This window comes from Acinetobacter lwoffii (genome assembly GCF_024129715.1).
Classification (GTDB): domain Bacteria; phylum Pseudomonadota; class Gammaproteobacteria; order Pseudomonadales; family Moraxellaceae; genus Acinetobacter; species Acinetobacter lwoffii_U.
This window is the reverse complement of record NZ_JAMXXM010000002.1, coordinates 103,466-127,699: the sequence shown is the minus strand read 5'-3', so window position 1 is coordinate 127,699 and position 24,234 is coordinate 103,466. Positions and strand designations below refer to the sequence as shown.

General features: G+C 42.8%; 21 protein-coding genes, 1 other RNA gene and 1 pseudogene. 16 read left to right on the top strand and 7 right to left on the bottom strand.

All coding sequences use genetic code 11. The features are described 5' to 3' along the window. Positions 1-48 precede the first annotated feature (48 nt). Positions 49-936 carry a bile acid:sodium symporter family protein gene (locus tag NI462_RS02375; protein ID WP_224215723.1) on the bottom strand — a complete coding sequence of 296 codons (888 nt, stop codon included), beginning with the start codon at positions 934-936 and terminating at the stop codon, positions 49-51. Positions 937-1,080: 144 nt separating this feature from the next. Then, complete coding sequence (locus NI462_RS02370) at positions 1,081-1,548, bottom strand: hypothetical protein (protein ID WP_004279893.1); 468 nt, start codon at positions 1,546-1,548, stop codon at positions 1,081-1,083. Between the two features lie 254 nt (positions 1,549-1,802). Between NI462_RS02370 and mnmG the strand changes: the two genes are divergently transcribed. The 3 genes and pseudogenes from mnmG to NI462_RS02355 all read left to right on the top strand — a co-directional run bounded on the left by mnmG (position 1,803) and on the right by NI462_RS02355 (position 5,664). Further along, positions 1,803-3,683 (top strand): tRNA uridine-5-carboxymethylaminomethyl(34) synthesis enzyme MnmG, encoded by a 1,881-nt coding sequence (mnmG, locus tag NI462_RS02365; RefSeq protein WP_004279892.1) that lies wholly within the window; start codon positions 1,803-1,805, stop codon positions 3,681-3,683. A gap of 314 nt (positions 3,684-3,997) precedes the next feature. Further along, positions 3,998-5,204 (top strand): annotated as a pseudogene (gene mhpT, locus NI462_RS02360) (3-(3-hydroxy-phenyl)propionate transporter MhpT). Between the two features lie 133 nt (positions 5,205-5,337). Next, the gene (locus NI462_RS02355) at positions 5,338-5,664 is read left to right on the top strand and encodes a hypothetical protein (RefSeq protein WP_005246639.1); all 327 of its coding nucleotides are present in this window, start codon (positions 5,338-5,340) and stop codon (positions 5,662-5,664) included. 49 nt (positions 5,665-5,713) lie between these two features. Here NI462_RS02355 and glnG read toward each other — a convergent pair whose 3' ends face one another. Both glnG and glnL read right to left on the bottom strand, forming a co-directional pair. Further along, positions 5,714-7,189, bottom strand: coding sequence for a nitrogen regulation protein NR(I) (gene glnG / locus NI462_RS02350; protein ID WP_004279889.1), 1,476 nt, complete (start codon positions 7,187-7,189; stop codon positions 5,714-5,716). Then, positions 7,176-8,285, bottom strand: a complete 1,110-nt coding sequence (gene glnL / locus NI462_RS02345; RefSeq protein WP_005107202.1) for a nitrogen regulation protein NR(II) — start codon at positions 8,283-8,285, stop codon at positions 7,176-7,178. Before glnL ends, glnG begins: the two co-directional genes overlap by 14 nt. Positions 8,286-8,626: 341 nt before the next feature. Here glnL and rimO point away from each other — a divergent pair, with 341 nt between their 5' ends. The 12 genes from rimO to lpxA all read left to right on the top strand — a co-directional run bounded on the left by rimO (position 8,627) and on the right by lpxA (position 21,002). Continuing rightward, positions 8,627-9,970 (top strand): 30S ribosomal protein S12 methylthiotransferase RimO, encoded by a 1,344-nt coding sequence (rimO, locus tag NI462_RS02340; protein WP_005107200.1) that lies wholly within the window; start codon positions 8,627-8,629, stop codon positions 9,968-9,970. 46 nt (positions 9,971-10,016) lie between these two features. After that, positions 10,017-10,745 (top strand): UMP kinase, encoded by a 729-nt coding sequence (gene pyrH / locus NI462_RS02335; RefSeq protein WP_004279886.1) that lies wholly within the window; start codon positions 10,017-10,019, stop codon positions 10,743-10,745. Between the two features lie 80 nt (positions 10,746-10,825). Continuing rightward, positions 10,826-11,380 carry a ribosome recycling factor gene (gene frr, locus NI462_RS02330; RefSeq protein WP_004279885.1) on the top strand — a complete coding sequence of 185 codons (555 nt, stop codon included), beginning with the start codon at positions 10,826-10,828 and terminating at the stop codon, positions 11,378-11,380. A gap of 7 nt (positions 11,381-11,387) precedes the next feature. Beyond that, positions 11,388-12,140, top strand: coding sequence for a polyprenyl diphosphate synthase (gene uppS / locus NI462_RS02325; protein WP_004646714.1), 753 nt, complete (start codon positions 11,388-11,390; stop codon positions 12,138-12,140). A 3-nt stretch (positions 12,141-12,143) separates the two neighbouring features. Beyond that, positions 12,144-12,968 (top strand): phosphatidate cytidylyltransferase, encoded by an 825-nt coding sequence (locus NI462_RS02320; RefSeq protein WP_004279883.1) that lies wholly within the window; start codon positions 12,144-12,146, stop codon positions 12,966-12,968. Then, a complete protein-coding gene (ispC, locus tag NI462_RS02315; RefSeq protein ID WP_253158887.1) occupies positions 12,969-14,165 on the top strand; it encodes a 1-deoxy-D-xylulose-5-phosphate reductoisomerase in 1,197 nt (398 codons plus the stop codon). A 3-nt stretch (positions 14,166-14,168) separates the two neighbouring features. Next, positions 14,169-15,524: an RIP metalloprotease RseP gene (gene rseP, locus NI462_RS02310; protein ID WP_253158885.1), complete on the top strand. Its 1,356-nt coding sequence runs from the start codon at positions 14,169-14,171 to the stop codon at positions 15,522-15,524. Positions 15,525-15,563: 39 nt separating this feature from the next. Continuing rightward, positions 15,564-18,074 (top strand): outer membrane protein assembly factor BamA, encoded by a 2,511-nt coding sequence (gene bamA / locus NI462_RS02305; protein ID WP_004646719.1) that lies wholly within the window; start codon positions 15,564-15,566, stop codon positions 18,072-18,074. Positions 18,075-18,154: 80 nt separating this feature from the next. Next, a complete protein-coding gene (locus NI462_RS02300; RefSeq protein ID WP_004646720.1) occupies positions 18,155-18,652 on the top strand; it encodes an OmpH/Skp family outer membrane protein in 498 nt (165 codons plus the stop codon). 3 nt (positions 18,653-18,655) lie between these two features. After that, entirely contained in the window at positions 18,656-19,726 is a 1,071-nt protein-coding gene (lpxD, locus tag NI462_RS02295) for a UDP-3-O-(3-hydroxymyristoyl)glucosamine N-acyltransferase (protein ID WP_004646721.1), read from the top strand. 5 nt (positions 19,727-19,731) lie between these two features. Next, the gene (gene fabZ, locus NI462_RS02290) at positions 19,732-20,217 is read left to right on the top strand and encodes a 3-hydroxyacyl-ACP dehydratase FabZ (protein WP_026055766.1); all 486 of its coding nucleotides are present in this window, start codon (positions 19,732-19,734) and stop codon (positions 20,215-20,217) included. Beyond that, on the top strand, positions 20,214-21,002 hold the full coding sequence (gene lpxA / locus NI462_RS02285) for an acyl-ACP--UDP-N-acetylglucosamine O-acyltransferase (protein WP_004279876.1): 789 nt from the start codon (positions 20,214-20,216) through the stop codon (positions 21,000-21,002). The genes fabZ and lpxA overlap by 4 nt, the downstream gene beginning before the upstream one ends. Positions 21,003-21,062: 60 nt before the next feature. Here the strand turns inward: lpxA and NI462_RS02280 are convergent, their stop codons facing one another. Beyond that, the gene (locus NI462_RS02280; protein ID WP_004646724.1) at positions 21,063-21,860 is read right to left on the bottom strand and encodes a tol-pal system YbgF family protein; all 798 of its coding nucleotides are present in this window, start codon (positions 21,858-21,860) and stop codon (positions 21,063-21,065) included. 294 nt (positions 21,861-22,154) lie between these two features. Between NI462_RS02280 and ffs the strand changes: the two genes are divergently transcribed. After that, an RNA gene (gene ffs, locus NI462_RS02275) (signal recognition particle sRNA small type) lies at positions 22,155-22,251 on the top strand. A 213-nt stretch (positions 22,252-22,464) separates the two neighbouring features. Here the strand turns inward: ffs and NI462_RS02270 are convergent. After that, positions 22,465-23,082 carry a regulatory protein RecX gene (locus tag NI462_RS02270; RefSeq protein WP_004646725.1) on the bottom strand — a complete coding sequence of 206 codons (618 nt, stop codon included), beginning with the start codon at positions 23,080-23,082 and terminating at the stop codon, positions 22,465-22,467. A gap of 91 nt (positions 23,083-23,173) precedes the next feature. Continuing rightward, a complete protein-coding gene (gene recA / locus NI462_RS02265; protein ID WP_004279873.1) occupies positions 23,174-24,217 on the bottom strand; it encodes a recombinase RecA in 1,044 nt (347 codons plus the stop codon). Positions 24,218-24,234 lie beyond the last annotated feature (17 nt).

The following is a 24,234-nucleotide window of genomic DNA, read 5'->3' as shown; positions in this document are numbered from 1 at the left end:
TTTTCTTTAGAAAAGCATACAGCCTTATAGCAGAATCAGCCAAATAAATTACAAATCTGATAAACGACTTTTATTGCTATACACCACTTGCTGGCGACTAATCAGCACACCGAAAATAGTGGCGAAACTGTACATGAAAATTGTATAAATGCCTGCAGGAATAGCCATCGTGACATTATTTAAGACCGATATCGCAATCGTCAGCGCAATGGCAGTGTTATGAATGCCAATTTCAAAGGTACAGGCGCGTGCCATTTTCTCTGGAATACCCATCAGTAAAGGAATGCAATAGCCAATAAACAGGCTGGAAAAACATAAAATCGCAGTTGCTGCACCAATATTGGCAAAGTATTCGACCAAATTCGAACGTTCTCTGAAAATGGCGAATATCAATAGGATGGTTAGAAAACCGATAGAGAGTAAGCGCATGGGCCTGCTGACAGTAATTGACAGGTTTGGAAATTTGGCCCGAAGCAGCATACCCATGATCACGGGAATCAAGGTAATTAAAAAGACCTGCATAATCTTTTCAACTGGAAAAGTCACGTTTGAGTCATGACTCATAAAGTAGTGTAAGGACAGATTGATAATAAAGGGCAGGGTAAAAATAGAGATGATGGTATTAATGGCGGTTAGAGTAATATTCAGTGCCACATCACCTTTATATATGTAGCTAAATAGGTTCGCGGTTGGGCCACCAGGTGAGGCGGCTAGCAACATCAGACCTACAGCAAGCAAAGCGGGCAAGTCCAAAATCAGACAAATAAAAAAAGCAACGCTGGGTAATAGGACTAACTGCGCAAATAAAGTAATAAAAATGACTTTAGGATAGCGACTTAAGCGCAGGAAATCTTTGATAGTGAGTTCTAGCCCCAGCCCCATCATCATAATTGCCAATGTAATTGGCAAAAAAACGCTAAAAAACCCCGAATCCATGAATTTGCCTTTTTATTATACATTTATAGGTATATTTCCAGTTTAGCCTAGATGAATAAATAAGCAATAAAAAACGGGCAAAATGCAGTCACTTTGCCCGTCAAAGCTTTTACTTGAAATCTAAACTATTTAGATATATATCGGCTACATACCTGGCTGGCCTTGCATTGGTGAATCAGGCTGTGCTGGCTGGTTCATCTGATGCTGCATAGGCTGGTTTTGCATATGTGGCTGCATCGGTTGGCTTTGCATCTGAGATTGTCCCTGAGGGCGTGGTGGCATAAAGCCTAATGCACATTTACCTTTGACTTCGGCACCATTGATGGTGGCAGTAGTCGCACCACTGTTGCCGCTACAGGTACTCATGAGTTCGGCTTCATCGCCTTTGATTGAAGCATTTTTGGATGAAGCGAAAAACTGCGGCTCACAGGTACCATTCCAGATAATGCCGCGATAGGCAAAACTGACTTGTGCACCTTGGGATTTGCCTTTACAAACCTGTTGGTACTTTTGTGCATTATAAATGGTTTCGACCTTATCATTCGCTGATGCAGCAAATGGCGCAAAACATAAACCACATAGAACGGTTGAGAGGAAAATATTCTTATTCATCTTTTATACCTTTGTTTGTAATGTAACCAACATATAGATTAAAAAATGCGCGAGATTAAACAATGCAAATCGAGTAAATTTCTCAGCTTATATGTTTAATTTATATAGTTCCTCTGCAAAGTTAAATTACAGTGCTTTATTGTTATGCGAGTTAAGTGCGATTTATCTCAGGATAAATTCAACTGAATTTGTCTACTTTAGAGTGAAATTTGCTATAATGCTCAGCTATTCTTTTTTATCTCTCAATTACTACTATGCATTATCCTAAAGTATACGATGTCATTGTTATCGGTGGCGGTCACGCCGGTACGGAAGCGGCTCTGGCTGCAGCGCGTATGGGTCGACAGACTTTACTCTTAACTCATAACATTGAGACTTTAGGGCAGATGAGCTGTAACCCGGCCATCGGTGGTATTGGTAAATCGCATTTGGTGCGTGAAATTGATGCCTTGGGCGGTGCGATGGCACTGGCTGCCGATAAAGGCGGTATTCAATTCCGTATTTTGAACTCGCGTAAAGGTGCTGCAGTACGTGCAACACGTGCGCAGGCGGACCGTGTACGTTATAAAGCGGCTATTCGCGAAACATTAGAAAACCAAGCAAACCTTGATATTTTTCAGCAAGCCGCAGATGACCTGATTGTTGAAGGCGATACCGTTAAAGGTGTGGTTACCCAAATGGGTATCCGTTTTGATGCGAAAACTGTGGTGCTGACAGCGGGTACATTCTTAGGTGGTGTCATCCACGTTGGTCTGGAGAAATCTAGCGGTGGTCGTGCTGGTGATCCGCCATCTATTTCACTTGCACATCGTTTGCGTGAATTAAACTTGCCAGTAGGTCGTTTAAAAACAGGTACACCACCACGTATTGACGCGCGTTCAGTGGATTTCTCTGTGATGACACCACAGCCGGGTGATTTCCCATCTCCGACCATGTCATTCATGGGGGATGTGTCTATGCATCCTGAGCAGGTAAATTGCTATATCACGCATACCAATGAACGCACGCATGAAATCATTCGTGGCGGTTTAGACCGTTCACCGATGTACACGGGTGTGATCGAAGGTGTTGGACCACGTTACTGCCCATCGATTGAAGATAAGATTCACCGTTTTGCCGATAAAGATTCTCACCAAGTCTTCTTGGAGCCTGAAGGCTTGGATACACATGAGCTTTATCCAAATGGTATTTCGACTTCTTTACCGTTCGACGTTCAGTTTGAACTGGTTCGCTCGATCCGTGGTATGGAAAATGCGCACATTCTTCGTCCGGGCTATGCCATTGAATACGATTACTTCAACCCACAAGCGTTGAAATTTACCCTTGAAACCAAAGCAATTAATAACTTGTATTTCGCCGGTCAAATCAACGGCACAACCGGTTATGAAGAAGCGGGTGCGCAGGGTTTGCTTGCAGGCTTGAACGCTGCACGCCGTGCTTGGGATCAGGAGCAATGGACGCCAAAACGTGATGAAGCATACATGGGTGTTCTGGTCGATGACCTGATCACATTAGGTACCAAAGAACCATACCGTATGTTCACCTCACGTGCCGAATACCGTTTGATGCTGCGTGAAGATAACGCAGATCAGCGTTTAACAGCCATTGGTCGTGAAATGGGTCTGGTGGATGACGCGCGTTGGGCAGTGTACTGTGAGAAAATGGAAGCAGTGGAAAAAGAAACAGGCCGTTTGCAACACTTGTGGGCCGCACCAAATAACCCAATGGGTAAGAAATTCGTTGAGATGACCGGTGCAGACCTGTCTAAAGAATGTTCGGCGATTGATTTGTTGAAACGTCCAAACATTTCATTTGCTCAAATTGCAGAGTTAACCAATTCTGAAGTATCACCATTTGTCGGTGAGCAAATTGAAATTGCAGTGAAATATGCGGGTTATATTAATCGTCAGCATGAAGACGTCGCACAAATGAAACGTCTTGAAGAAACCCGTATTCCTGCGGATTTCGATTATGACATCGTGTCAGGTCTGTCCCGTGAAATTACCCTGAAACTGAAAGATGTTCGTCCTGAAACATTGGCGCAAGCCAGTCGTATTCCAGGTGTAACCCCTGCAGCAGTTCAACTGGTGATGATTACAATTCGTAAGAATGCACAAGCAAAGAAATCTGCTTAAGATTTTGCGCTAAAAAAGCCCGCATTAAGCGGGCTTTTTATCGGCTTGTAGTTTTGTATAAGTTTTGACTATCGTTGAATTAAAAATAACTACTATTAAATTAAGTTATTGATAAATATATATAATAAATATTATTAAGATGTATTAAGTCTATAAATACAATCTTTTAGGTCTAATTTAGATGATATTTACACATGCTGATGTGCTTAAACCAGACTATTGTCGTGCTATTTCTCTATTAAGATTAGGTTAAGAATAATGCAACGGATCGTCAGACTATTAAACGGTTTGTGAATTATTGATGGAGATCAGTCATGGCACAGTCATACAGCGAAAAAGCCCAAAAAATATTAACGATATTCTTATGTTTCTGGGTCGCATTTTTTTGAAGGTTTTGACCTTCAAGCTCCCGGGATTGCGGCGAAAGGAATTGCAGCAAGCTTTGGTTTAGATCAAATCCAAATGGGCTATGTATTTAGTCTGGGTGTCTTTGGAATGCTGTTTGGCGCATTCTTTGGCGGACGTATTGCAGATTATCTAGGACAAAAGAAAGTCCTAATGCTTTCTGTGACTATTTTTGGTCTGTTCATGTCGTTGACTGCAATTGCGCCAAGCATCGAAGTTTTATATGCAGCGCGTTTCTTTACTGGTTTGGGTTTAGGTGCGGCAATGCCAACCATGATTTCAGTCGTCGGTGATGAAGCAACCGAAGCCAACCGTGGCAAGCTAAATAGTCTGATGTATTGTGGTTTGCCGGTAGGGGCGATCTTTGTTGCCGGTCTGGCCATGTTGCTTCCAGAGATTCAATGGCAAACCTTGTTCCTGATTGGGGGATTAACGCCTTTAGTATTGATTCCATTGATGGCGTTTATTCTTAAAGATAAGCCTAAAGTGAATGCGGAGGTACAAGTCTCTGGCGAAGCTGTGCCGGGCATGGCTGAAGTTTTGTTCAAGCAGCGCCAGTATAAAAATACAGTACCTCTTTGGGTTGGTTTCTTTTTTACCTTGATGATTAATTATATTTTGATTAGCTGGTTGCCAAATTTACTTATGGAACAAGGTTTGCAGAAACAACAGGCATTCTTGGTGATGTTGGTGTTCCAGGTGGGCGCAGTTATTGGAACCTTAAGTCTGGGTTATTTGCTGGACCGTTTAAAGCTCTGGCAAATGGCGACCATCATTTATAGTGGTTTGTTTGTTGCCTTGGTATTGTTATTCACCACAACTTCTATTCCGTTATTAATTTTGGCGGGAGTTATGGGTGGCATTTTCTCTACAGGTGGTCAATCTATTCTGTATGGGATTTCACCGATTTTTTACTCAGGTGCAGGTAAAGTGACAGGCGTAGGCAGTGCGATCTCTTTAGGGCGTTTAGGGGCGATGACTGGACCATTATTAACCGGAAAAATTCTGGCATTGGGTTTGGGCACCACGGGTATTCTTGTGGCAAGTTTGCCAGCAGTGGTCGTATCGGCAGTAGCCGTCACCGCACTATCACGTTATAAGGCTGCTCATAAGTAATTAATCATTGAGATCTATCAATACAAAAAGGGAATCTGAAGATTCCTTTTTTTATCGTCGAGACTTTTAATTGAATAAAGTCAGTCCATAAAATTTGCTAAAATATACGGATAGTAAACAGATTGATTTTTATATGGCTTATCAACTTATTCAACTCTCGATTCAGGCCACCGATAATATTGCCTGTCCGCATTGTCAGCACAACGTGATTGATTGGGCAGAAGAGCAATATGTGCAACCTTGTGAACATACCCTGTTTATTGCCATGGATATAGGCTTTGAATATATGACCGATGAATTCGAGCACAGCATGCCGCGTTCTGTAGATGATTTGCATGCCAATGATGATCAGGTGAATATGCTGGATGAAATCACCCAAGCGACTTATTCAAATTATCTGATCTATAAGTCTGATCTGGGCATAGATGGGTATTTCCGCTATGTGGGTTTTACTGCATAAATCATCATCAATAAAAAAGCGCCAATCGGCGCTTTTTTATATGGAAAGATTAACTTTCTATTTCTTCTTCGATTTCATCATCCGTAGTATCCATGCCCAATTCTTTAAGCTTGCGCGTTAAAGTGTTGCGACCCCAACCTAAAAGTTCTGCGGCATGACGTTTACGGCCACGGGTTTGTTGCAAGGCTGCATTGATCAAGGTGCGTTCAAACATCGGCGTCGCAACATCCAGAAGTTTCATTTCACCATTTTTGAGTTTCTGCATCGCCCATTGACCCAGCAATTCATCCCAGTGATGCGGTGCGATCTGGTTCAGCGTTGGAATTGGCGCACCCGGATCCTGCTGATGAATTGGAATCTGTTTCAGCTCAGGTGGCAAGTCTTCAGGATAGACTTCACGACCTGTGATCATGACAGTCAGCCAGCGACAGGTATTTTCAAGTTGACGCACATTACCTTGCCATGGCAATTTCTGCATATATTCTTGGGTTTCAGGACGTAATATCTTTGGATTGACCCCAAGTTCTTTACCGGCACGTGCCAGAAAATGCTGCGCCAGCATCGGAATATCTTCACTGCGATGTGCCAGTTTTGGAATATGAATACGAATTACATTCAGGCGGTGATATAAGTCTTCACGGAAACGACCATCATGGACCAGTTTTTCCAAATCCTGATGTGTTGCAGCCACGATACGCACATCGACCTTAACCGGAATATGACCGCCAACTCGGTAGAACTCTCCATCGGCTAGGACACGCAATAAACGGGTCTGGGTCTCAAATGGCATATCGCCAATTTCATCTAAAAACAGCGTACCGCCATTTGCCTGTTCAAAACGACCTTGGCGCTGGGTATTAGCACCGGTAAATGCACCTTTCTCATGGCCGAAAAGTTCAGTTTCGATCAGGTCTTTTGGAATCGCCGCCATATTGAGGGCAATAAAAGGTTTTGAGCTGCGTGGTGAATGACGATGCAGGGCATGCGCTACCAGTTCTTTACCTGTACCAGACTCACCATTAATCAACACGGTAATATGCGATTGTGATAAACGGCCAATGGCACGAAACACTTCCTGCATGGCAGGCGATTCACCAATAATTTCGGTAGATTGAATTGGTGGAGCCGCTTTTGCTGATTCTTGTTGCTGTAGCTTGGTGATATGTAAAATTGCACGATTTACCAGCGCCAGTGCTTCATCAATATCAAAAGGCTTAGGCAGATATTCAAAAGCACCAGTTTGATAGCTAGAAACAGCCGATTCTAAGTCTGAATGCGCCGTCATAATAATGACAGGTAGGTCAGGATAACTGTGTTTAACCTTGCCCAGGAAGGTAAGTCCATCAATACCCGGCATGCGGATATCGGTCAAAATCACATCGGGTGCCTCCAGACTCAGTTGGTCTAGTGCAGATTGTGCTTCTTCAAAACTGGTCACATCCAGACCTTCCTCTTTAAAGGTCTTTTCCAGTACCCAGCGCATGGCGCGATCGTCATCAATCACCCATATTTTATTTCGCGACATGATTCGACTCCCAAGGTAAATATAAGCTAAAGACGGTTTTTCCAGCCACGGACTGACACTCGATCATGCCGTTGTGCTGATGAATAATATTTTGAGCAATACTGAGGCCCAGTCCGGTACCTTTTGCGCGACTGGTGACCAGCGGATAAAACACCGATTCGATAATCTCTTCCGGCACACCTGGACCGTTGTCTTCAATATCAATCCTTACTACAGAGCGGTGAATCACCCCGTTAATGGTAAAGAGACGCTGAATCCGGGTTCTTAAAATCAGTTCCGGTTGATGTTCGACAAAGAACTCCTTGTTCTCGGTCATGGCCTGTACGGCATTGGCGCAAATATTCAAAATGACCTGAATCAATTGGTCGCGGTCTGCCAGCACTTCAGGCAAGGACAGGTCGTAATCCCGGGTAATCTTGATTTTCTTTTTGGTCTGATTGGCAATCAGTGAGCGTACTCGTTCCAGAGGTTCATGCACATTGACCAGCTCATAGCTCGGAAGCTGGCGTGAACCGAGCATGGTATCGGCCAGATTTCTCAGTCGATCCACTTCGCTAATAATAATGTCGGTAAATTCTTTGTATTGTGGATCATTCAAACTGCGTGCCAGGAGTTGAGTCGCCCCGCGAATGCCACCCAAGGGATTCTTGATTTCATGCGCAACACCGCGAATCAGCTGACGCGCTACCTGATGCTGTTGCAGCAGATTTTCTTCACGCGAGATTTTTAACATGCGATCGCGAGGATTGAGTTCGATGAGTAGTAGCGGATGATAAGGTTTGCCCAGATTTAGCTGAGAAACAGTGTAGTCAACATGAATGTCTTTAAAGTTGACCAGAATAGTGGCTTCGCGGCGTGTATAAGGTTGTCCCGTAGTTAAAGTATTATTCAGGGCTTCTTCGGTATTGAACTCATCTGTCGGGTTTTGCAGAATATTGAGTACGGATGTGCCGCTCGCGCGGAATAAGCTCACATCAAATAAGGCTTCACAGGCAGAATTCAGATAATAAATATTAAGATCGCGGTCTATCAATAAGATACACGTGGTCATATTGTCCACTAAAGCACGATAGTCGATCGGAATAATTTGATCCATTCGCGGGTTTGTTCCTGTATTAAAATGGCGCAATGGCATCTTCATAAAGCAATTTAATCAATTTTAAGTTCTGATTTGATGCAAGATGCACGCCAACTTTTATGACGAGAGATTATTTATTGCGATGAAATGCAGAAATGTGACAGAGCAACACAATTCATCTTAGATATAGCGGATTAAATTGAGGCTGTAAATCTAAAATGATTCATTTTGGTGCATGAGTGGGTATGTTGAATATTTTATGGCAATATTTTAGTGCATGATGCAAAGAGTCAGGTTTTCAACTATTTTTATGATGCGAAAAGACATACAATACGCGCATTCTAGTAGAGCGAAAATTCATGAAGTCCCCCAAAGTCGGTTTTGTATCTTTAGGTTGTCCTAAGGCATTGGTAGATTCTGAACGTATTTTAACCCAGTTAAAGACTGAAGGTTATGACGTCGCTTCGGATTATGACGGTGCTGATTTAGTTGTAGTAAATACCTGTGGTTTCATTGAATCCGCAGTGCAAGAATCGCTAGATGCGATTGGTGAGGCGATGAGCGCGAATGGTCGCGTGATCGTAACAGGTTGTCTAGGTAAAGACGAAGACAAGATTCGCCAAATGCATCCCAATGTCCTGAAAGTGACAGGTGCAGCGGCATATAAAGAAGTTATGGATGCGGTTCATCAATACGTACCTGAGCCGCCAAAACACAATCCATTTATTGATCTGGTTCCAGAGCAAGGCATCCGCCTGACGCCAAAACACTATGCTTATCTGAAAATATCTGAAGGCTGCAACCATCGTTGTACCTTCTGTATTATTCCAAGCATGCGTGGCGATCTGGTTTCACGTCCAGTCGGTTCTGTGCTTGATGAAGCTGCAGCGCTGAAACGTGCCGGTGTAAAAGAAGTACTCGTCATCTCCCAGGATACTTCTGCTTATGGCCTGGACACGAAATACAAGCTGGATTTCTGGAATGGCCAGCCGGTTAAAACCAAATTCTATGACATGTGTGAAGCATTAGGTCAGTTGGGAATCTGGGTGCGTTTGCACTATGTTTACCCGTATCCGCATGTAGATGCAGTAATTGACCTGATGGCACAAGGCAAAATCCTGCCTTATCTGGATATTCCATTCCAGCATGCAAGTCCAAAAATTCTCAAACTGATGAAACGACCTGCGCACAGTGAAAATACACTGGAGCGTTTGAAAATCTGGCGCGAGAAATGTCCTGATCTGGTGCTCCGTTCAACATTTGTGGTGGGCTTCCCGGGTGAAACCGAAGAAGACTTCCAGATGTTGCTGGACTGGTTGAAAGAAGCCCAGCTGGATCGTGTGGGATGTTTCACCTATTCGCCAGTTGAAGGTGCGACAGCAAATGATTTGCCAGATCACGTTCCTGAAGAAATTAAACAAGAGCGTTATGAGCGTTTCATGCAGGTTCAGCAAGAAATCTCGGCAGCCAAACTCCAAAAACGTATCGGTCAGACCATGACTGTGCTGGTAGATGACCTGGAAGATGAATTCCCGGTAGCGGTTGCGCGTTCTTATGCAGATGCACCTGAAATTGATGGCAATGTTTTTGTTGAAGATATCGATAAAAGCGTCATTAAGGCAGGGGATTTACTTGAAGTCGAGATTACTGATGCAGATGAATATGATCTGTATGCAAAACTCATTTCAATCAAGTCTGCTTAAGATTTTGAATTAAAAAAATTTAAATTGAATACTTTGGAGTTTGATGATGTTGGATTCTAAAAAGCCACGCTTTGGTCGCATCCTGTTAAAGCTTTCTGGTGAGGCGCTGGCAGGCAATAAAGACATGGGGATCGATGCACAAGTGCTCGATCAGATGTCACTTTCTATTGCGCACCTCGTGGGTTTAGGCGTACAAGTAGGTATTGTTGTGGGTGGTGGTAACCTGTATCGCGGTAGCCAGCTACAAAAAGATGGTCTAGTTGGTCGTGTAACTGGCGACCAGATGGGTATGCTAGCAACAGTCATGAACGGTTTGGCACTTCGCGACGCTTTGGTGCGCCGTAATATTAAAACCCGTTTAATGTCTGCATTGCCAATTGGTGCCGTGGTTGAGTCTTACTCAAGCCGTGATGCAATCCGTCACCTGACTCAGGGTGAAGTGTGTGTATTCGTGGCAGGTACAGGTAATCCGTTCTTTACGACAGATACAGCTGCCTGTTTACGTGGTATTGAAATCGAATCAGACTTGATCTTGAAAGCGACCAAAGTTGATGGCGTATATAACAAAGATCCAAGCAAATATGATGATGCGGTTAAATATGACACATTGACTTTTGACCAGGTTCTGGACGAAAAGCTGGGTGTAATGGACTTAACTGCAATCTGTTTATGTCGTGATCACAACGTGCCGCTACAAGTATTCGATATGAATAAATCTGGCGCATTGCTTTCCGTTGTGATGGGTGAAAAAGAAGGGACTCACGTTACCAATTAATGACGTGAGCACCAAAGCACTTTATACTACACGCTAATTTAGTAATAACCTCTTTTCAAGAATTAAGTAAGGAAGATCATATGATTAACGATCTTAAAAAAGACAGCGAAGACCGTATGAACAAAACTCTAGAATCTCTAGAGCATGGTTTTGCAAAAGTTCGTACCGGTCGTGCGCATCCATCAATTTTAAATAACGTGATGGTTTCTTACTATGGTTCAGACGTTCCATTGAACCAGGTGGCAAACGTAGGTGTTGAAGATTCACGTACTTTGTTAATCCAGCCTTTCGAACGTTCAATGGTTTCTGCAATTGATAAAGCGATTCGTGAATCTGATTTGGGTCTAAACCCAATTACAGCAGATGCGATTCGTGTACCGATGGCTGCGTTGACTGAAGAAACGCGTCGTGACATGCAAAAAGTTGCGCGTAATGAAGCAGAAAATGCCAAAGTAGCGATCCGTAACATTCGTCGTGATGTATTGGGCGATATCAAAGCTTTGTTGAAAGAAAAAGAAATTTCTGAAGATGAAGAGCGTCGTGCTGCTGACGAAATCCAGAAAATTACCGACAAATTTGTTGCTGAAGTTGACAAGCGCTTGGCTGCGAAAGAAGCTGAATTGATGAAGGTCTAATTCATCGATGACCGTTGCTGAAGAAAATCCCCGTCTTCCGAAACATGTTGCCATCATCATGGATGGCAACAATCGTTTTGCCAAAAAAAATCAGATGCAAAAAGGTGATGGACACCGTGAAGGAAAAACGGTTCTGGATCCGATTGTTGAACACTGTAAAAAAAGAAATATCCAGGCTTTAACTGTATTTGCCTTTTCAAGTGAAAACTGGAATCGTCCACAGTTTGAAGTTGAATTGCTCATGAAATTGCTGGTTGATACCATTCATGAACAATTGCCCCGCATGGAAAAATTCAATATTGCCTTACGCTTTATCGGTGATCGCAGCCGTTTGTCCCCAGAATTACAGGGACTTATGTTGCATGCCGAAGAAAGGACTGCTAATTTCAATAGTATGACACTCACTATTGCAATCAGTTATGGTGGTATGTGGGATATGGCACAAGCTGCACAGCGAATTGCCAGCGATGTTTTAACAAATAAATTAGATCTTGATGCAATTAATACTGATGTATTTGGTCAATATGTCAGCCTCGGTGATTTACCTGCAGTTGATCTGCTGATTCGTACGGGTGGAGATTTCCGTCTTTCGAATTTCCTGTTGTGGCAGGCAGCCTATGCAGAGCTTTATTTCACTGAGACGCTATGGCCAGAATTTACCGTTGAAGAACTTGATGATGCACTTGCCGTATTTGGTGGGCGTGAACGTCGTTTTGGTAAAACATCAGAACAGATTCATCAGGAAAAACTTGAGAATTAATACATGTTTGAGCGGATTATAACCGCATTGGTGTTGGTAGCAGTTGTACTGAGCTGTATGTTTGCTACCGAATCACATTATCCAATGTTTGTATTGATGGTTCTTGCTGCTGGGGTGGCCGGCTATGAGTGGTTCAAACTCATGCCGCGAAAATTTAAACATGTCATCAAACCTGTTGCTTGGGGATATGGAGTGCTCACTGCGGCACTTTCAGCTTTGGCATTGTATTTTGCCGAAGTTGCCTTATTGTTATGGGTAGCTTCTATAATTACCTGGTTGCTCAGCATTTACTGGGTTAAAACCTATCCTGAATATGATGGCTGGTACAACGCCAGCCTGCACGGAATCGGCGTAGTTCTGATCTCTGCTGCGGTTACTGCAATTTTCTCTGTCTGGCAAAGTTCACCGTGGTGGCTGATGTACCTGTTTTTACTGGTATGGGGCGCAGATAGTGGTGCATATTTTGTGGGTCGTAAATTCGGCAAGAAAAAGTTGGCGCCGAATGTTAGTCCCAACAAATCGGTAGAAGGGTTGTATGGCGGTATCGTTACCTCAATGCTGATTGTAACGGCAGTCGCCTTGCTTTATCTGGATATGACCTGGCCAGAACTAATTTTATTCCTGATTTTATCTGTCGTTACAGTATTTAGTTCGGTACTGGGTGACCTGTTTGAATCCATGATCAAACGTCGTGCCGGTATTAAGGATTCAGGTCGAATTTTGCCAGGACATGGCGGAGTACTGGATCGTATTGATTCTTTGCTTGCTGCAGCTCCAATCTTTGCAGCAGGTATGGCTGTTTTAAAACTTATTGGTGTAGATTTATAAATGTCACAAGCAGTTTGTATACTGGGTGCTACAGGTTCCATTGGTCAAAGTACTTTAAAAATCTTGCAGCGACATCCTGAAGCATACTCGGTTTTTGCTGTGACCGCGCAAAGTCGTATCGAGGAGCTGGTTGAAATTTGCCGGCAATACTGTCCTAAAGTGGTGGTGGTGCCGGCTGAAAAAGTAGATGAACTTTCAAAACTACTTCAGCAACACCATTTATCTGATATTGAAATTCTGCAAGATGAAGCCGGTTTAATCGCTGTGGCTGAACACGCGGATGTTGATATCGTTATGGCGGCAATTGTCGGTGCTGCAGGCTTATTGCCGACATTGGCTGCAGTGAAAGCGGGTAAACGCGTACTGCTGGCCAATAAAGAAGCCTTGGTGATGTCAGGTGACATCATGATGCAGGCAGCGCGCGATCATGGGGCATTACTGCTTCCCGTGGATTCCGAACACAATGCGATTTTCCAATGTCTGCCACAGCATTATTTTGAAGCAGAGCGTCATGGCAAGCCCAAACTGGGTGTGTCCCAGATTCTACTGACCGCTTCAGGTGGCCCATTTCTGAACCACAGCATGCAGCAACTTGAAGAGGTCACACCTGCCCAAGCTTGCAAGCATCCTAACTGGTCCATGGGTCAAAAAATTTCAGTCGATTCTGCTACCTTGATGAATAAAGGTTTAGAATTGATCGAAGCCTGTCATTTGTTTGCAGTTCAAGAACAATTTGTTACAGTTGTTGTGCATCCACAGAGTATTATTCACTCCATGGTTCAATACGTTGATGGTTCGACTTTGGCACAAATGGGTAATCCGGATATGGGCACGCCTATTGCACATGCATTGGCATGGCCTGAGCGTATCAGTACGCATGTGGCACCACTGGATCTGTTTATGCATTCACAACTTAATTTTCAAGAACCGGACATGCTCCGTTTCCCTGCATTAAAATTGGCCCGTCAGGCCATGCAGAGTGGCGGAATTGCACCTACGATTTTAAATGCGGCCAATGAAATTGCAGTTGCTGCATTTTTAAATCAACAGATCAGATTTACCCAAATTCCTCAGGTAGTTGAGCATGTCCTAAATCAGATGGACAATCAACCCGCACATGATCTGGAGGCTATCTTGCAAGCAGATCAAATGGCGCGAGGTTTATCACAGCAATATGTTGTGAATAAAGGAAGTTAAGATATGAATGCCTTGTTTATGATTGCCGCTGCAATTCTCTTACTCGGTCCCTTAATTGCGATTCATGAGTTCGGTCACTATATTGTGGCGCGTAAACTGGGCGTTAAAGTATTGGTCTATTCCATTGGATTTGGGCCAACATTATTAAAATGGACCTCGAAAAAATCCGGAATTCAGTATCAATTGTCTGCCTTGCCTTTGGGTGGCTACGTCAAGATGCTGGATGAACGTGAGGGTAATGTTGCTGAAGAAGACTTACCCAAAGCTTTCAATCGTCAGCATCCTTGGAAGCGGATTGCCATCGTGGCAGCGGGTCCATTGATCAACTTGATTTTTGCAGTTCTTCTATTCTGGGTGTTATTTTTACCGGCACAAGAACAGCTCAATACCCGGGTGGGCAAAGTTTTACCAAATACACCTGCTGCCACCGTACAAATGCAGCCGGGCGACAAAATTATAGCTGTGGATGGTACTCAGGTGGAAACTTGGGAAAAACTCAGTTATGCCTTGGTAGATCGTGTTGGTGAAACTGGCGTGGTTTCTATTCAGGCAGATCGCGCTGGTGAAAACAAACTGTTTCAGTTGCCTATTCAAAACTATTTAAAAGATCAAAGTCAATCGCCACTGGAAAGTCTGGGTTTCTTACCTTATCGACCGGAAATTCCGGCAGTGATCAGCAAACTGAGTGAAGATGGTGCAGCCATCCGTCAAGGTCTGAAAGAAGGTGACAAGATTCTGGCTATTGACGGCGTTCAGATGAAAGACTGGTTTGATGTGGTGCAGGTGGTACAGGCATCTCCAGAAAAATTACTCAAAATGGATGTACTACGCGAAAATCAGGTGGTTAAGCTGGAAGTCATGCCACAAGGTAAACGTGACAATATGGGCAATGTGACTGGTATGCTGGGCGTACAAAGCGATCCGGGTAAACTGAACATTCCTGCAGAATATAAACAGACCATTCATTACTCGCCAGGCGAAGCACTGGTAATGGCGTTTGATAAAACAGCACATTTATCTTCGATGATTCTGAACTCGATTGTCAAAATGGTACGTGGCCTGATTGGCCTGGATAATTTATCAGGTCCAATTACCATCGCCAAAGTGGCAGGACAAAGCGCAGAAATGGGCTGGGAAACTTTTATTTCCTTTATGGCGCTAATGAGTGTAAGTTTAGGAATATTAAATCTACTACCCATTCCAATGCTTGATGGCGGACATCTGGTTTACTATTTTGTTGAATTAATTCGTGGTAAACCTGTTTCCGAACAAATACAATTGGTTGGACTAAAAATTGGTATGGTACTGCTCGGCAGTATGATGCTTCTGGCATTATTTAATGATTTTATGCGTTTATAACAACGTAAATGGAATAAATTAACAGCGGAAAAGACTGGCATGCAGCACACACATTTATTTATGCCTCTGGCACTCGTTAGTGCAATGGCAGTAGCACAACAAGTATATGCAGCAGATGAATTCATTGTACAAGATATAAAATTTGATGGATTAGTACGTTTAACTCCTGACAATGTGTATGGCCTAGTGCCGATTAACAGTGGTGATCGGGTCAATGATCCAGTCATTGCCAATGCAATTCGTAGCATGTATGCATCAGGCCTGTTTGATGACATTAAAGCCGTTCAGCAGGGCAATACCTTGGTTTTCCAAGTGGTTGAACGCCCGGTCATTTCGAAAATCGAATTGAAAGGCAATAAGCTGATTCCTAAGGAAGCACTTGAAGAAGGCCTGAAAAAAATGGGTCTGGCTGAAGGCGAAGTGCTGAAAAAATCAGCACTGCAAACCATTGAAACTGAACTTGAACAGCAATACATGCAGCAAGGTCGTTATGATGCCGATATTACGGTCACCACGACGCCTCGACCAAATAACCGTGTTGAATTGCTGATTGATTTTATTGAAGGTAAAGCGGCTAAAGTTTTCGATATCAATATTATCGGGAATACCGTATTTAAAGAGTCTGATATCAAGCAGGCCTTTGCCGTAAAAGAAAGTGGCTGGAGTTCGGTCATTTCGCGTAATGACCGTTATGCACGTGAAAAGATGGCGGCGAGCCTAGAAGCTTTGCGTGCCATGTATCTGAATCGCGGTTATATCAATTTTAATATTACCAATTCCAGTCTGAACTTGAGTGAAGATAAAAAGAATGTTTTCATCGAAGTTTCTGTGGATGAAGGCGAACAATTTAAATTTGGTCAAACCAAATATTTAGGTGATGCACTTTATAAGACTGAAGAATTACAGGCTTTACAAATTTTCAAAGAAGGCGAAATTTATTCGCAGGAAAAAGTCAACGCGGTTAAGCAGTTATTGCAGCGTAAGTATGGTAATGCAGGTTATTACTATGCAGAAGTCAATATTGTTCCTCAAATTAACAACGAAACCAAACTGGTTGATCTAAATTATTATATTAATCCGGGTCAGCAAGTCACGGTGCGACGTATTAATTTCACTGGTAATACGAAAACTGCAGATGAAGTACTACGTCGTGAAATGCGCCAAATGGAAGGTGCACTTGCTAGTAATGAAAAGATTGACCTGTCTAAGGTCCGTCTGGAGCGTACCGGGTTCTTTAAAACTGTCGATATCAAACCTGCACGTATTCCGGGTGCACCAGATCAGGTGGACTTGAATGTTGCCGTTGAAGAGCAGCATTCAGGGACCAGTACTCTTGCAGTTGGTTTCTCACAAAGCGGTGGTGTAACTTTCCAGGCAGGTTTAAGTCAGACCAACTTCCTGGGTACAGGGAATAGTGTTTCAATCGATTTGTCGCGTTCTGAAACCCAAGATTATTATAACTTGAGCGTGATGGACCCGTACTTCACCATTGATGGTGTGCGTCGCGGCTATAACATGTATTACCGTAAAACCAAGCTGGATGATGATTATAACGTCAATAACTATGTGACAGACAGTTTCGGTGGTGGGATTAACTTTGGTTATCCAATTGATGAAAACCAGAGTGTTAGCCTAGGCCTGAACATTGATCAGACCGATGTGACCACTGGTCCATATGTGTCGACTTATGTTGCTGATTATTTGGAACGTAATGGCGGAAAAGAAACAAAAAGTGGTGAGTATTGTCCTCAAGCATTAGTTCCAATTAAAGATTCTGCTGGGAATGTTACTGGTTACCAGCCTTGCCCTAATCCAGTTCCATATGGTCAAGAATTCCAGGGTGATTTTTTGACTTATAACCTTAATTTAGGTTGGTCTTATAATACCTTAAATAGACCGATGTTCCCGACAACGGGTATGTCACATCGTGTCAATGCTGAAATTGCCTTGCCAGGTAGTGATGTCGAGTATCAAAAAGTCACTTATGACGCTCAGGCATTTTTCCCATTAGGCAAAGATTTTGTCCTGCGCGGTTATGGTAAGTTGGGTTATGGTAATGACTTGCCATTCTACAAGAATTTCTATGCAGGTGGTTTTGGTTCGGTTCGTGGTTATGAAAATAGTACATTAGGTCCTAAATATCCAGGTGTATATTTCTCTGATACAGGTCAAACGGATCCTTCTCCTGAGGAAGTAGGTGGTAATGCACTAATTCAATTTGGTACCGAATTAGTGCTTCCAGTACCATTTAAAGGGGATTGGGCACGTCAGGTTCGTCCAGTCATCTTTGCTGAAGGTGCACAAGTGTTTGATATCCAATGTGATGTATCAAATGAAAATATTTTCGTTAATGGCACTTCAGTAAATGGAAAGCAGTACTGTAAAGATAACTTCGGTTTCGATGCAGATAATATGCGCTATAGCGTGGGTGCAGGTTTCACCTGGATCACTATGATTGGACCATTATCACTTAGCTATGCTTATCCGTTGAATAAAAAAGACGGTGATGATACTAAAAACATCCAGTTCGAAATTGGACGTACTTTCTAAAATCGTTTTGACCTAGAAACTAAATTTTGCTCATAAAGCCTGCAGGTTTTGTGAGCAAATTTTTTTGAATGAGTAATAATATGAAAAAAATGATTATGGCAATGAGCCTGGCTTTGGCAAGTGTTGCTCCTTTGACTCAAGCGGCTAGTATGGGGGTAATTGACTTGGAGCGTGTGGTTGAAGGTAGTACTTATCTGAAACAACAAAACACGATATTCCAGCAAAAAATTCAGCCACAAACCACTAAGATTGAGCAACTCAGCAAAGAGCTGGAAACTTTGCAGCAACGTGCTCAATCCAATACCAAGCTCAGTGAGACTGAAAAACAGAAAATGTCTGTGCAATATCAGGCTAAGTTGCAAGAATTGAATCAGTTACAGCAATCTGTACAGACGAATGTCCAAAGCTCGATTCAGCAGATCCGAATTGTATTTGATGCACGGGTAAAGCAAATTGCTGAACAATTGCGTAGAGAAAACAACCTGGATGTGGTTTTAAATAAAAATTCAGCGCTTGCTTATGATGCTAAATATGATTTAACTGATAAAATGATTCAAAAGGTTAATGCAATTAAATAATCAATGAATCATCAACAGCTTCAGTTAGCTGATCTCGCTCGCCTGGTTCAGGGCGAGTGCATAGGTCAGACAGATTTACGTTTGAGCGCTTTGGCCAGTCTTGAACAGGCAACTTCACACGATCTGGCATTTGTGAATGCCGATAAATATGTAGAGCAGGCCAATCAAAGTCAGGCAGGTGCTTTAATTGTCACGGCTGAACTAAAACAACAGATAACTTCACATCAAAACTTTATTGTTGTGGCAAATCCCTATCTGGCTTTTGCGATTCTGACGCATGTCTTTGAGAAAAAACATCGCCAGCGTGGCATTGAGAGTACTGCTCAAATTCACCCGTCGGCAGTGATTGCGGACGATGCTTATATTGGTCATTACGTGGTGATTGGTGAGCATTGTGTCGTGGGTGCGAATACGATTGTTCAGGCGCATGTGCAGATCGATGATGATGTCGAGATCGGTCAGGACTGTTTTATTGACTCACATGTGACCCTCACCGGCGCAGCAAAAATTGGTAATCGGGTGCGCATTCATGCCAATAGCGTGATTGGTAGCGAAGGGTTTGGTTTTGCACCTTATCAGGGTAAATGGCACCGTATTGCGCAATTAGGTTCTGTATGCATTGAGGATGATGTGCGTATTGGGTCAAATTGTAGCGTAGACCGTGGTGCACTGGATGATACGATTTTGCAACAGGGTGTGATCATTGATAATCTTGTGCAAATCGCACATAACGTTAAAATTGGTGCACATACCGCGATTGCTGCAAAAACTGCCGTTGCAGGAAGTGTTTCAATTGGCAAAAACTGTATCATTGGTGGTGCCTCTGCGATTTCTGGACACTTGAATATTGCTGATAATGTGACGTTGACCGGAATGTCAATGGTGACAAATAATATTTCTGAAGCTGGAAAATATTCATCCGGGATTGGTCTGTTTGAAAATCAGAAATGGAAACGTACCGTGGTTCGCCTCAGACAATTAGCAGATGTGCCATTGACCCAGGTGATCAAACGACTAGATCATATGCAATCTCAGATTGAGTCCATTGAATCAACATTTAAGTTGCGTAAATAATTATGATGACAGAGTCGAATTTGCCTACATTCACGAAGCCTGAATTGCCAATGAATATTCAAAAGATTCGTGAATATTTGCCCCATCGCTATCCATTTTTATTGGTTGATCGCGTCGTCGAAATTACCGATAATGGCATTGTTGGTTATAAAAACGTCTCAATTAATGAAGAGTTTTTACAAGGCCATTTTCCGAATTATCCAATTATGCCAGGTGTACTGATTGTTGAGGCACTGGCACAAATCTCTGGAATTCTGGGTTTTGTGATGAATAACGAAGTACCAAGTGAAGGTTCTTTGTTCCTGTTTGCCGGTGCGGAAAAAGTTAGATTTAAAAAACAGGTGGTTGCAGGTGACCAATTGGTTTTAAAATCTGAATTAGTGATGCAAAAGCGGGGCATTTACAAATATAATTGTATTGCCACTGTAGATGGCGTCGTCGCAACAACCGCGGAAATTATGGTTTCGCATCAAAAAGTCGAGCAGGCATGAGCAATAATCCCCTTATTCATCCAACTGCCATTATTGACCCGTCAGCAGTCATTGCTGCTGATGTAGAAATTGGCCCATATTGTATTATCGGGCCAAATGTCACTATTGGTGCGGGTAGCAAACTTCATTCACACGTGGTGGTGGGTGGCTATACGCGTATAGGTGAATATAATGAAATTTTCCAGTTCGCCAGTGTAGGCGAGGTGTGTCAGGATCTTAAGTATGCTGGTGAAGAAACCTGGCTTGAGATTGGCGATCACAACAAGATTCGTGAGCATTGCAGTCTGCATCGTGGTACGGTTCAGGACCAGAGCCTGACCAAGATCGGTAGTCATAACCTGCTCATGGTCAATACTCATATTGCACATGACTGTATGGTTGGAGATTATAATATCTTTGCCAATAACGTCGGTGTGGCTGGACATGTCCATGTCGGGGACTACGTCGTCATTGGCGGAAACTCGGGCATTCATCAGTTCTGTAAGATTGATTCTTATAGCATGATTGGTGGTGCATCACTGATTTTGAAAGATGTGCCGGCTTATGTGATGGTTTCAGGTAATCCTGCGCATGCATTTGCCATGAATATTGAAGGCATGCGTCGTAAAGGCTGGTCGAAGACCGTAATCAGCGGTTTACGTGATGCCTTTAAACTGATTTATAAATCAGGTTTAACGACTCAGGAAGCAATCGAGCAGATCCGTACAGGAATTTTGCCGGAAGTGGCTGAAGTACAACGTCTAATTGACTCTCTTGAACAGTCGAAGCGCGGCATTGTGCGCTAAATGTTTGAGGTAATAAAAAAGACACCTGAAGGTGTCTTTTTTATTTTGGGAATTTCTATTTTACTTAAGAAATTTAATTTCCTCAGCTTTCGGATAATTCTTCAATAGCTTTGTTTTGTATTGCGATGCAAGCGTAGTATTCTTTTCAACATCTTTGCTGATGTTATAAAGCTGATACAGGGCAGTGGAGGCTTTTGCAGAATTTGGGTAACGGTCAACGACAATCAGATAATTACGTTTCGCTTCAGTAAATTTTGGCGGGTCAATCGCCAGATTGAATTCCGCTAACCAGAAATAGGCATTGCTGATATAAACGCTATTCGGATTGTTTTTAATAAAGTTTTGCATCGGTGCAATGGCTTTGGCTGCACCGCCATTTTTATAAGCATCTAAAGCCACGGTATAAGCTGCCTTTTCTAGCTCAGCAGGTTGCTTTCCGCTGCTTGCTGTATTGACCTTATTTGTGTTTAGGCTGGGTGCAGTATCCTGTGGGTTTTCCTCCGTTGGATTGTCTTCAGCAGGTTCAATTTTTTGCTGCAATAGTTCGAGACGCTGATCGAGATCGGCATAACGATTGGTCAGTTCATTTTTGAGCCGTTCAATCTCATTTTCCTGTTCTTCCATTTTACCGCGCAAAATCCGCAAGTCATTTTCGAGCTGCTGGTTCTTTTGCATGATTTGCCAGCTGGTATTGGTTTGAACGGCTGGAGTTGCACCAGCCGCAATTGCCGCTGGGGTATTTACTGCGGTTTGATTCGTAGCTTGGCTCAAGCCGCGCGATTCAATCGGAATATTGGCAAATAGAGGCGTGGTAAAGAGTGCTGTCACTGCACACAATACGGTCTTTTTAAACATCATAAAATTTCCATAATTCTTTGTGAGATGCGGATCCGCTGCTCATCTTTTCAAAGTAGATCATTCATATACATTGCACACATTAAAAACGGCATTTTTAGAAAATGCAACAAGGTTTTACAAAGATCATGTGAATCTGAGTGTTGATGGATTGATTGTGAAGATCCCTTAAAAATCAGCAGAAATATCAATATTGTTTTTAAAATAATCAAACGGATAGCTTAAGGGATTATTTTGCGGAACAAGGCTTGCAACTTGATTAAAAATCTCTATACTCTGTTTTTGTAATGGTAGCCCTGCTGGTTACTTCGCAATTGTACTCTATGAACCCCGCCAGGACCGGAAGGTAGCAACGGTAATAGAACTATGATGTGCCGGAGCTTTGCTGGTAGGGTTGCCACCATATTCTTATTATAATAACAATGCGAATTCGCAGTTTTCTATTCTCAAATATCATTTTTTTTCAATATCGTCAAACAGCATTATCTTATTGTTTTAATGATTAAATCATCATTATCTTTTGCCGTGCTTTATTTTATTTTCCAACTAATATTAGATTAAATATCCAATCCTTTTAATTCATTAAGACTTTCAAAGAATATAAGACTTAGTCTTCTGCTTTACGGTTAATGGCCTTGATAATCGCATCCATTTCAAAACCACGATACATTAAAAAACGGATCTGTTTGGCTTTGAGCTTGGGGTCTTTAGGAACTTCGGTGCCATATTTTTTGACTTTTAGTTCATAGGCTTGTTGAACCCAGTCGGTTTCTTTGAGTTCTTCTGAAATCAGAGCAGTATCAATCTTTTTGCTCTTGAGTTTCATTTTAATTTGATTGGGACCTTTGCCTTTACGCTTTTGACTCGACAACATGGTTTCCGCCACACGCTGATCACTTTGATAGTTCTCACGGGACAGTTCTTCAACCAGGTTAATAACTTCATCACGATGCTCTGCATAGAGGGCTAGTTTCTCTATCAGTTCGGCTTTGGAATATTCCTTGCGCGTCAGTACGGCAAAGGCATAAGAACGTAAGCGTGAGCCTGTCAGTCCCGGTTTCTTCTCATCCTGAGTTGGGGTAGAGGAAAACAAACGTTCTTCAGGATCAAATTCAGGAGCGTCTTGGATCGCACTTTTTGCAGGTTGAGCTTGATCTTCAGTATCACCAAATTGCTGTTTTAAAGTTTCATAATCGAGCAGTTTGCTGAATTTCGCGTCTGACATGATTCTCTCGGATTTTAGATTCCCTATATAATAACAAAACGCCCCGGAGGGCGCTGTGTATTGACGTTTAAAGATGATGCATCTAATAAGATCATGCATCTAAAAAGTCAGGTTCTTCCTTGCTATCGTCTTCTTCAACAACCACTGCTTTAGTCAGAAGCTGGTCACGAATCAGTTTTTCAATCGTCTGAGCCATTTCTTTATGCTCTTCCAGATAACGGATGGTGTTGTTCTTACCCTGGCCAATTTTGTCGCCTTGATAAGAATACCACGCACCAGCTTTCTGCACGATTTCTTGCTGTACAGCAAGGTCGATCAATTCACCTAGATGGTTAACACCTTTGCCATAAAGAATCTGGAATAAAGCTTCTTTAAACGGAGGCGCCATTTTGTTTTTCACGACTTTGACTTTGGTTTCAGAACCAACAATCTCGTCACCTTCTTTCACTTGGCCGATACGACGGATGTCCAAGCGAACAGAGGCATAGAATTTCAGTGCGTTACCACCAGTTGTGGTTTCAGGGCTACCAAACATGACACCAATCTTCATACGAATCTGGTTAATGAAGATCACCATACAGTTGGAACGCTTGGCATTACCAGTAATTTTACGCAGTGCCTGGCTCATTAAACGGGCTTGCAGACCCATATGCGAGTCACCCATTTCGCCTTCAATTTCAGCGCGCGGAGTCAATGCAGCAACAGAGTCGACAACGATCATGTCGATCGCGCCAGAGCGTACCAGCATGTCTGCGATTTCAAGTGCCTGTTCACCGTGATCCGGTTGCGATACCAGCAGGTTGTCAATATCTACGCCCAGTTTGCGCGCATATTGAGGATCAAGTGCATGTTCCGCATCGATGAATGCACACGTACCGCCTGCTTTCTGACACTCTGCAATTGCTTGCAGGGTCATTGTGGTTTTACCTGAAGATTCAGGACCATAGATCTCGACGATACGACCTTTAGGTAAACCACCAATACCGAGTGCAATATCCAGCGTTAAAGAGCCTGTAGACACAGCTTCAACTGCCTGAACGGTATTGTCACCAAGACGCATAACTGTATTTTTACCAAACTGTTTTTCAATCTGGCTTAAGGCAGCGTTGAGCGCCTTGTTTTTATTCTCATCCATCTTACAACCTCAATACG

Excerpts from the sequence above, each read along its gene's own strand:
- NI462_RS02375 (WP_224215723.1), bottom strand. The coding sequence starts at position 936 with ATGGATTCGGGGTTTTTTAGCGTTTTTTTGCCAATTACATTGGCAATT.
- NI462_RS02370 (WP_004279893.1), bottom strand. The coding sequence starts at position 1,548 with ATGAATAAGAATATTTTCCTCTCAACCGTTCTATGTGGTTTATGTTTT.
- mnmG (WP_004279892.1), top strand. The coding sequence starts at position 1,803 with ATGCATTATCCTAAAGTATACGATGTCATTGTTATCGGTGGCGGTCAC.
- NI462_RS02355 (WP_005246639.1), top strand. The coding sequence starts at position 5,338 with ATGGCTTATCAACTTATTCAACTCTCGATTCAGGCCACCGATAATATT.
- glnG (WP_004279889.1), bottom strand. The coding sequence starts at position 7,189 with ATGTCGCGAAATAAAATATGGGTGATTGATGACGATCGCGCCATGCGC.
- glnL (WP_005107202.1), bottom strand. The coding sequence starts at position 8,285 with ATGGATCAAATTATTCCGATCGACTATCGTGCTTTAGTGGACAATATG.
- rimO (WP_005107200.1), top strand. The coding sequence starts at position 8,627 with ATGAAGTCCCCCAAAGTCGGTTTTGTATCTTTAGGTTGTCCTAAGGCA.
- pyrH (WP_004279886.1), top strand. The coding sequence starts at position 10,017 with ATGTTGGATTCTAAAAAGCCACGCTTTGGTCGCATCCTGTTAAAGCTT.
- frr (WP_004279885.1), top strand. The coding sequence starts at position 10,826 with ATGATTAACGATCTTAAAAAAGACAGCGAAGACCGTATGAACAAAACT.
- uppS (WP_004646714.1), top strand. The coding sequence starts at position 11,388 with ATGACCGTTGCTGAAGAAAATCCCCGTCTTCCGAAACATGTTGCCATC.
- NI462_RS02320 (WP_004279883.1), top strand. The coding sequence starts at position 12,144 with ATGTTTGAGCGGATTATAACCGCATTGGTGTTGGTAGCAGTTGTACTG.
- ispC (WP_253158887.1), top strand. The coding sequence starts at position 12,969 with ATGTCACAAGCAGTTTGTATACTGGGTGCTACAGGTTCCATTGGTCAA.
- rseP (WP_253158885.1), top strand. The coding sequence starts at position 14,169 with ATGAATGCCTTGTTTATGATTGCCGCTGCAATTCTCTTACTCGGTCCC.
- bamA (WP_004646719.1), top strand. The coding sequence starts at position 15,564 with ATGCAGCACACACATTTATTTATGCCTCTGGCACTCGTTAGTGCAATG.
- NI462_RS02300 (WP_004646720.1), top strand. The coding sequence starts at position 18,155 with ATGAAAAAAATGATTATGGCAATGAGCCTGGCTTTGGCAAGTGTTGCT.
- lpxD (WP_004646721.1), top strand. The coding sequence starts at position 18,656 with ATGAATCATCAACAGCTTCAGTTAGCTGATCTCGCTCGCCTGGTTCAG.
- fabZ (WP_026055766.1), top strand. The coding sequence starts at position 19,732 with ATGACAGAGTCGAATTTGCCTACATTCACGAAGCCTGAATTGCCAATG.
- lpxA (WP_004279876.1), top strand. The coding sequence starts at position 20,214 with ATGAGCAATAATCCCCTTATTCATCCAACTGCCATTATTGACCCGTCA.
- NI462_RS02280 (WP_004646724.1), bottom strand. The coding sequence starts at position 21,860 with ATGATGTTTAAAAAGACCGTATTGTGTGCAGTGACAGCACTCTTTACC.
- NI462_RS02270 (WP_004646725.1), bottom strand. The coding sequence starts at position 23,082 with ATGTCAGACGCGAAATTCAGCAAACTGCTCGATTATGAAACTTTAAAA.
- recA (WP_004279873.1), bottom strand. The coding sequence starts at position 24,217 with ATGGATGAGAATAAAAACAAGGCGCTCAACGCTGCCTTAAGCCAGATT.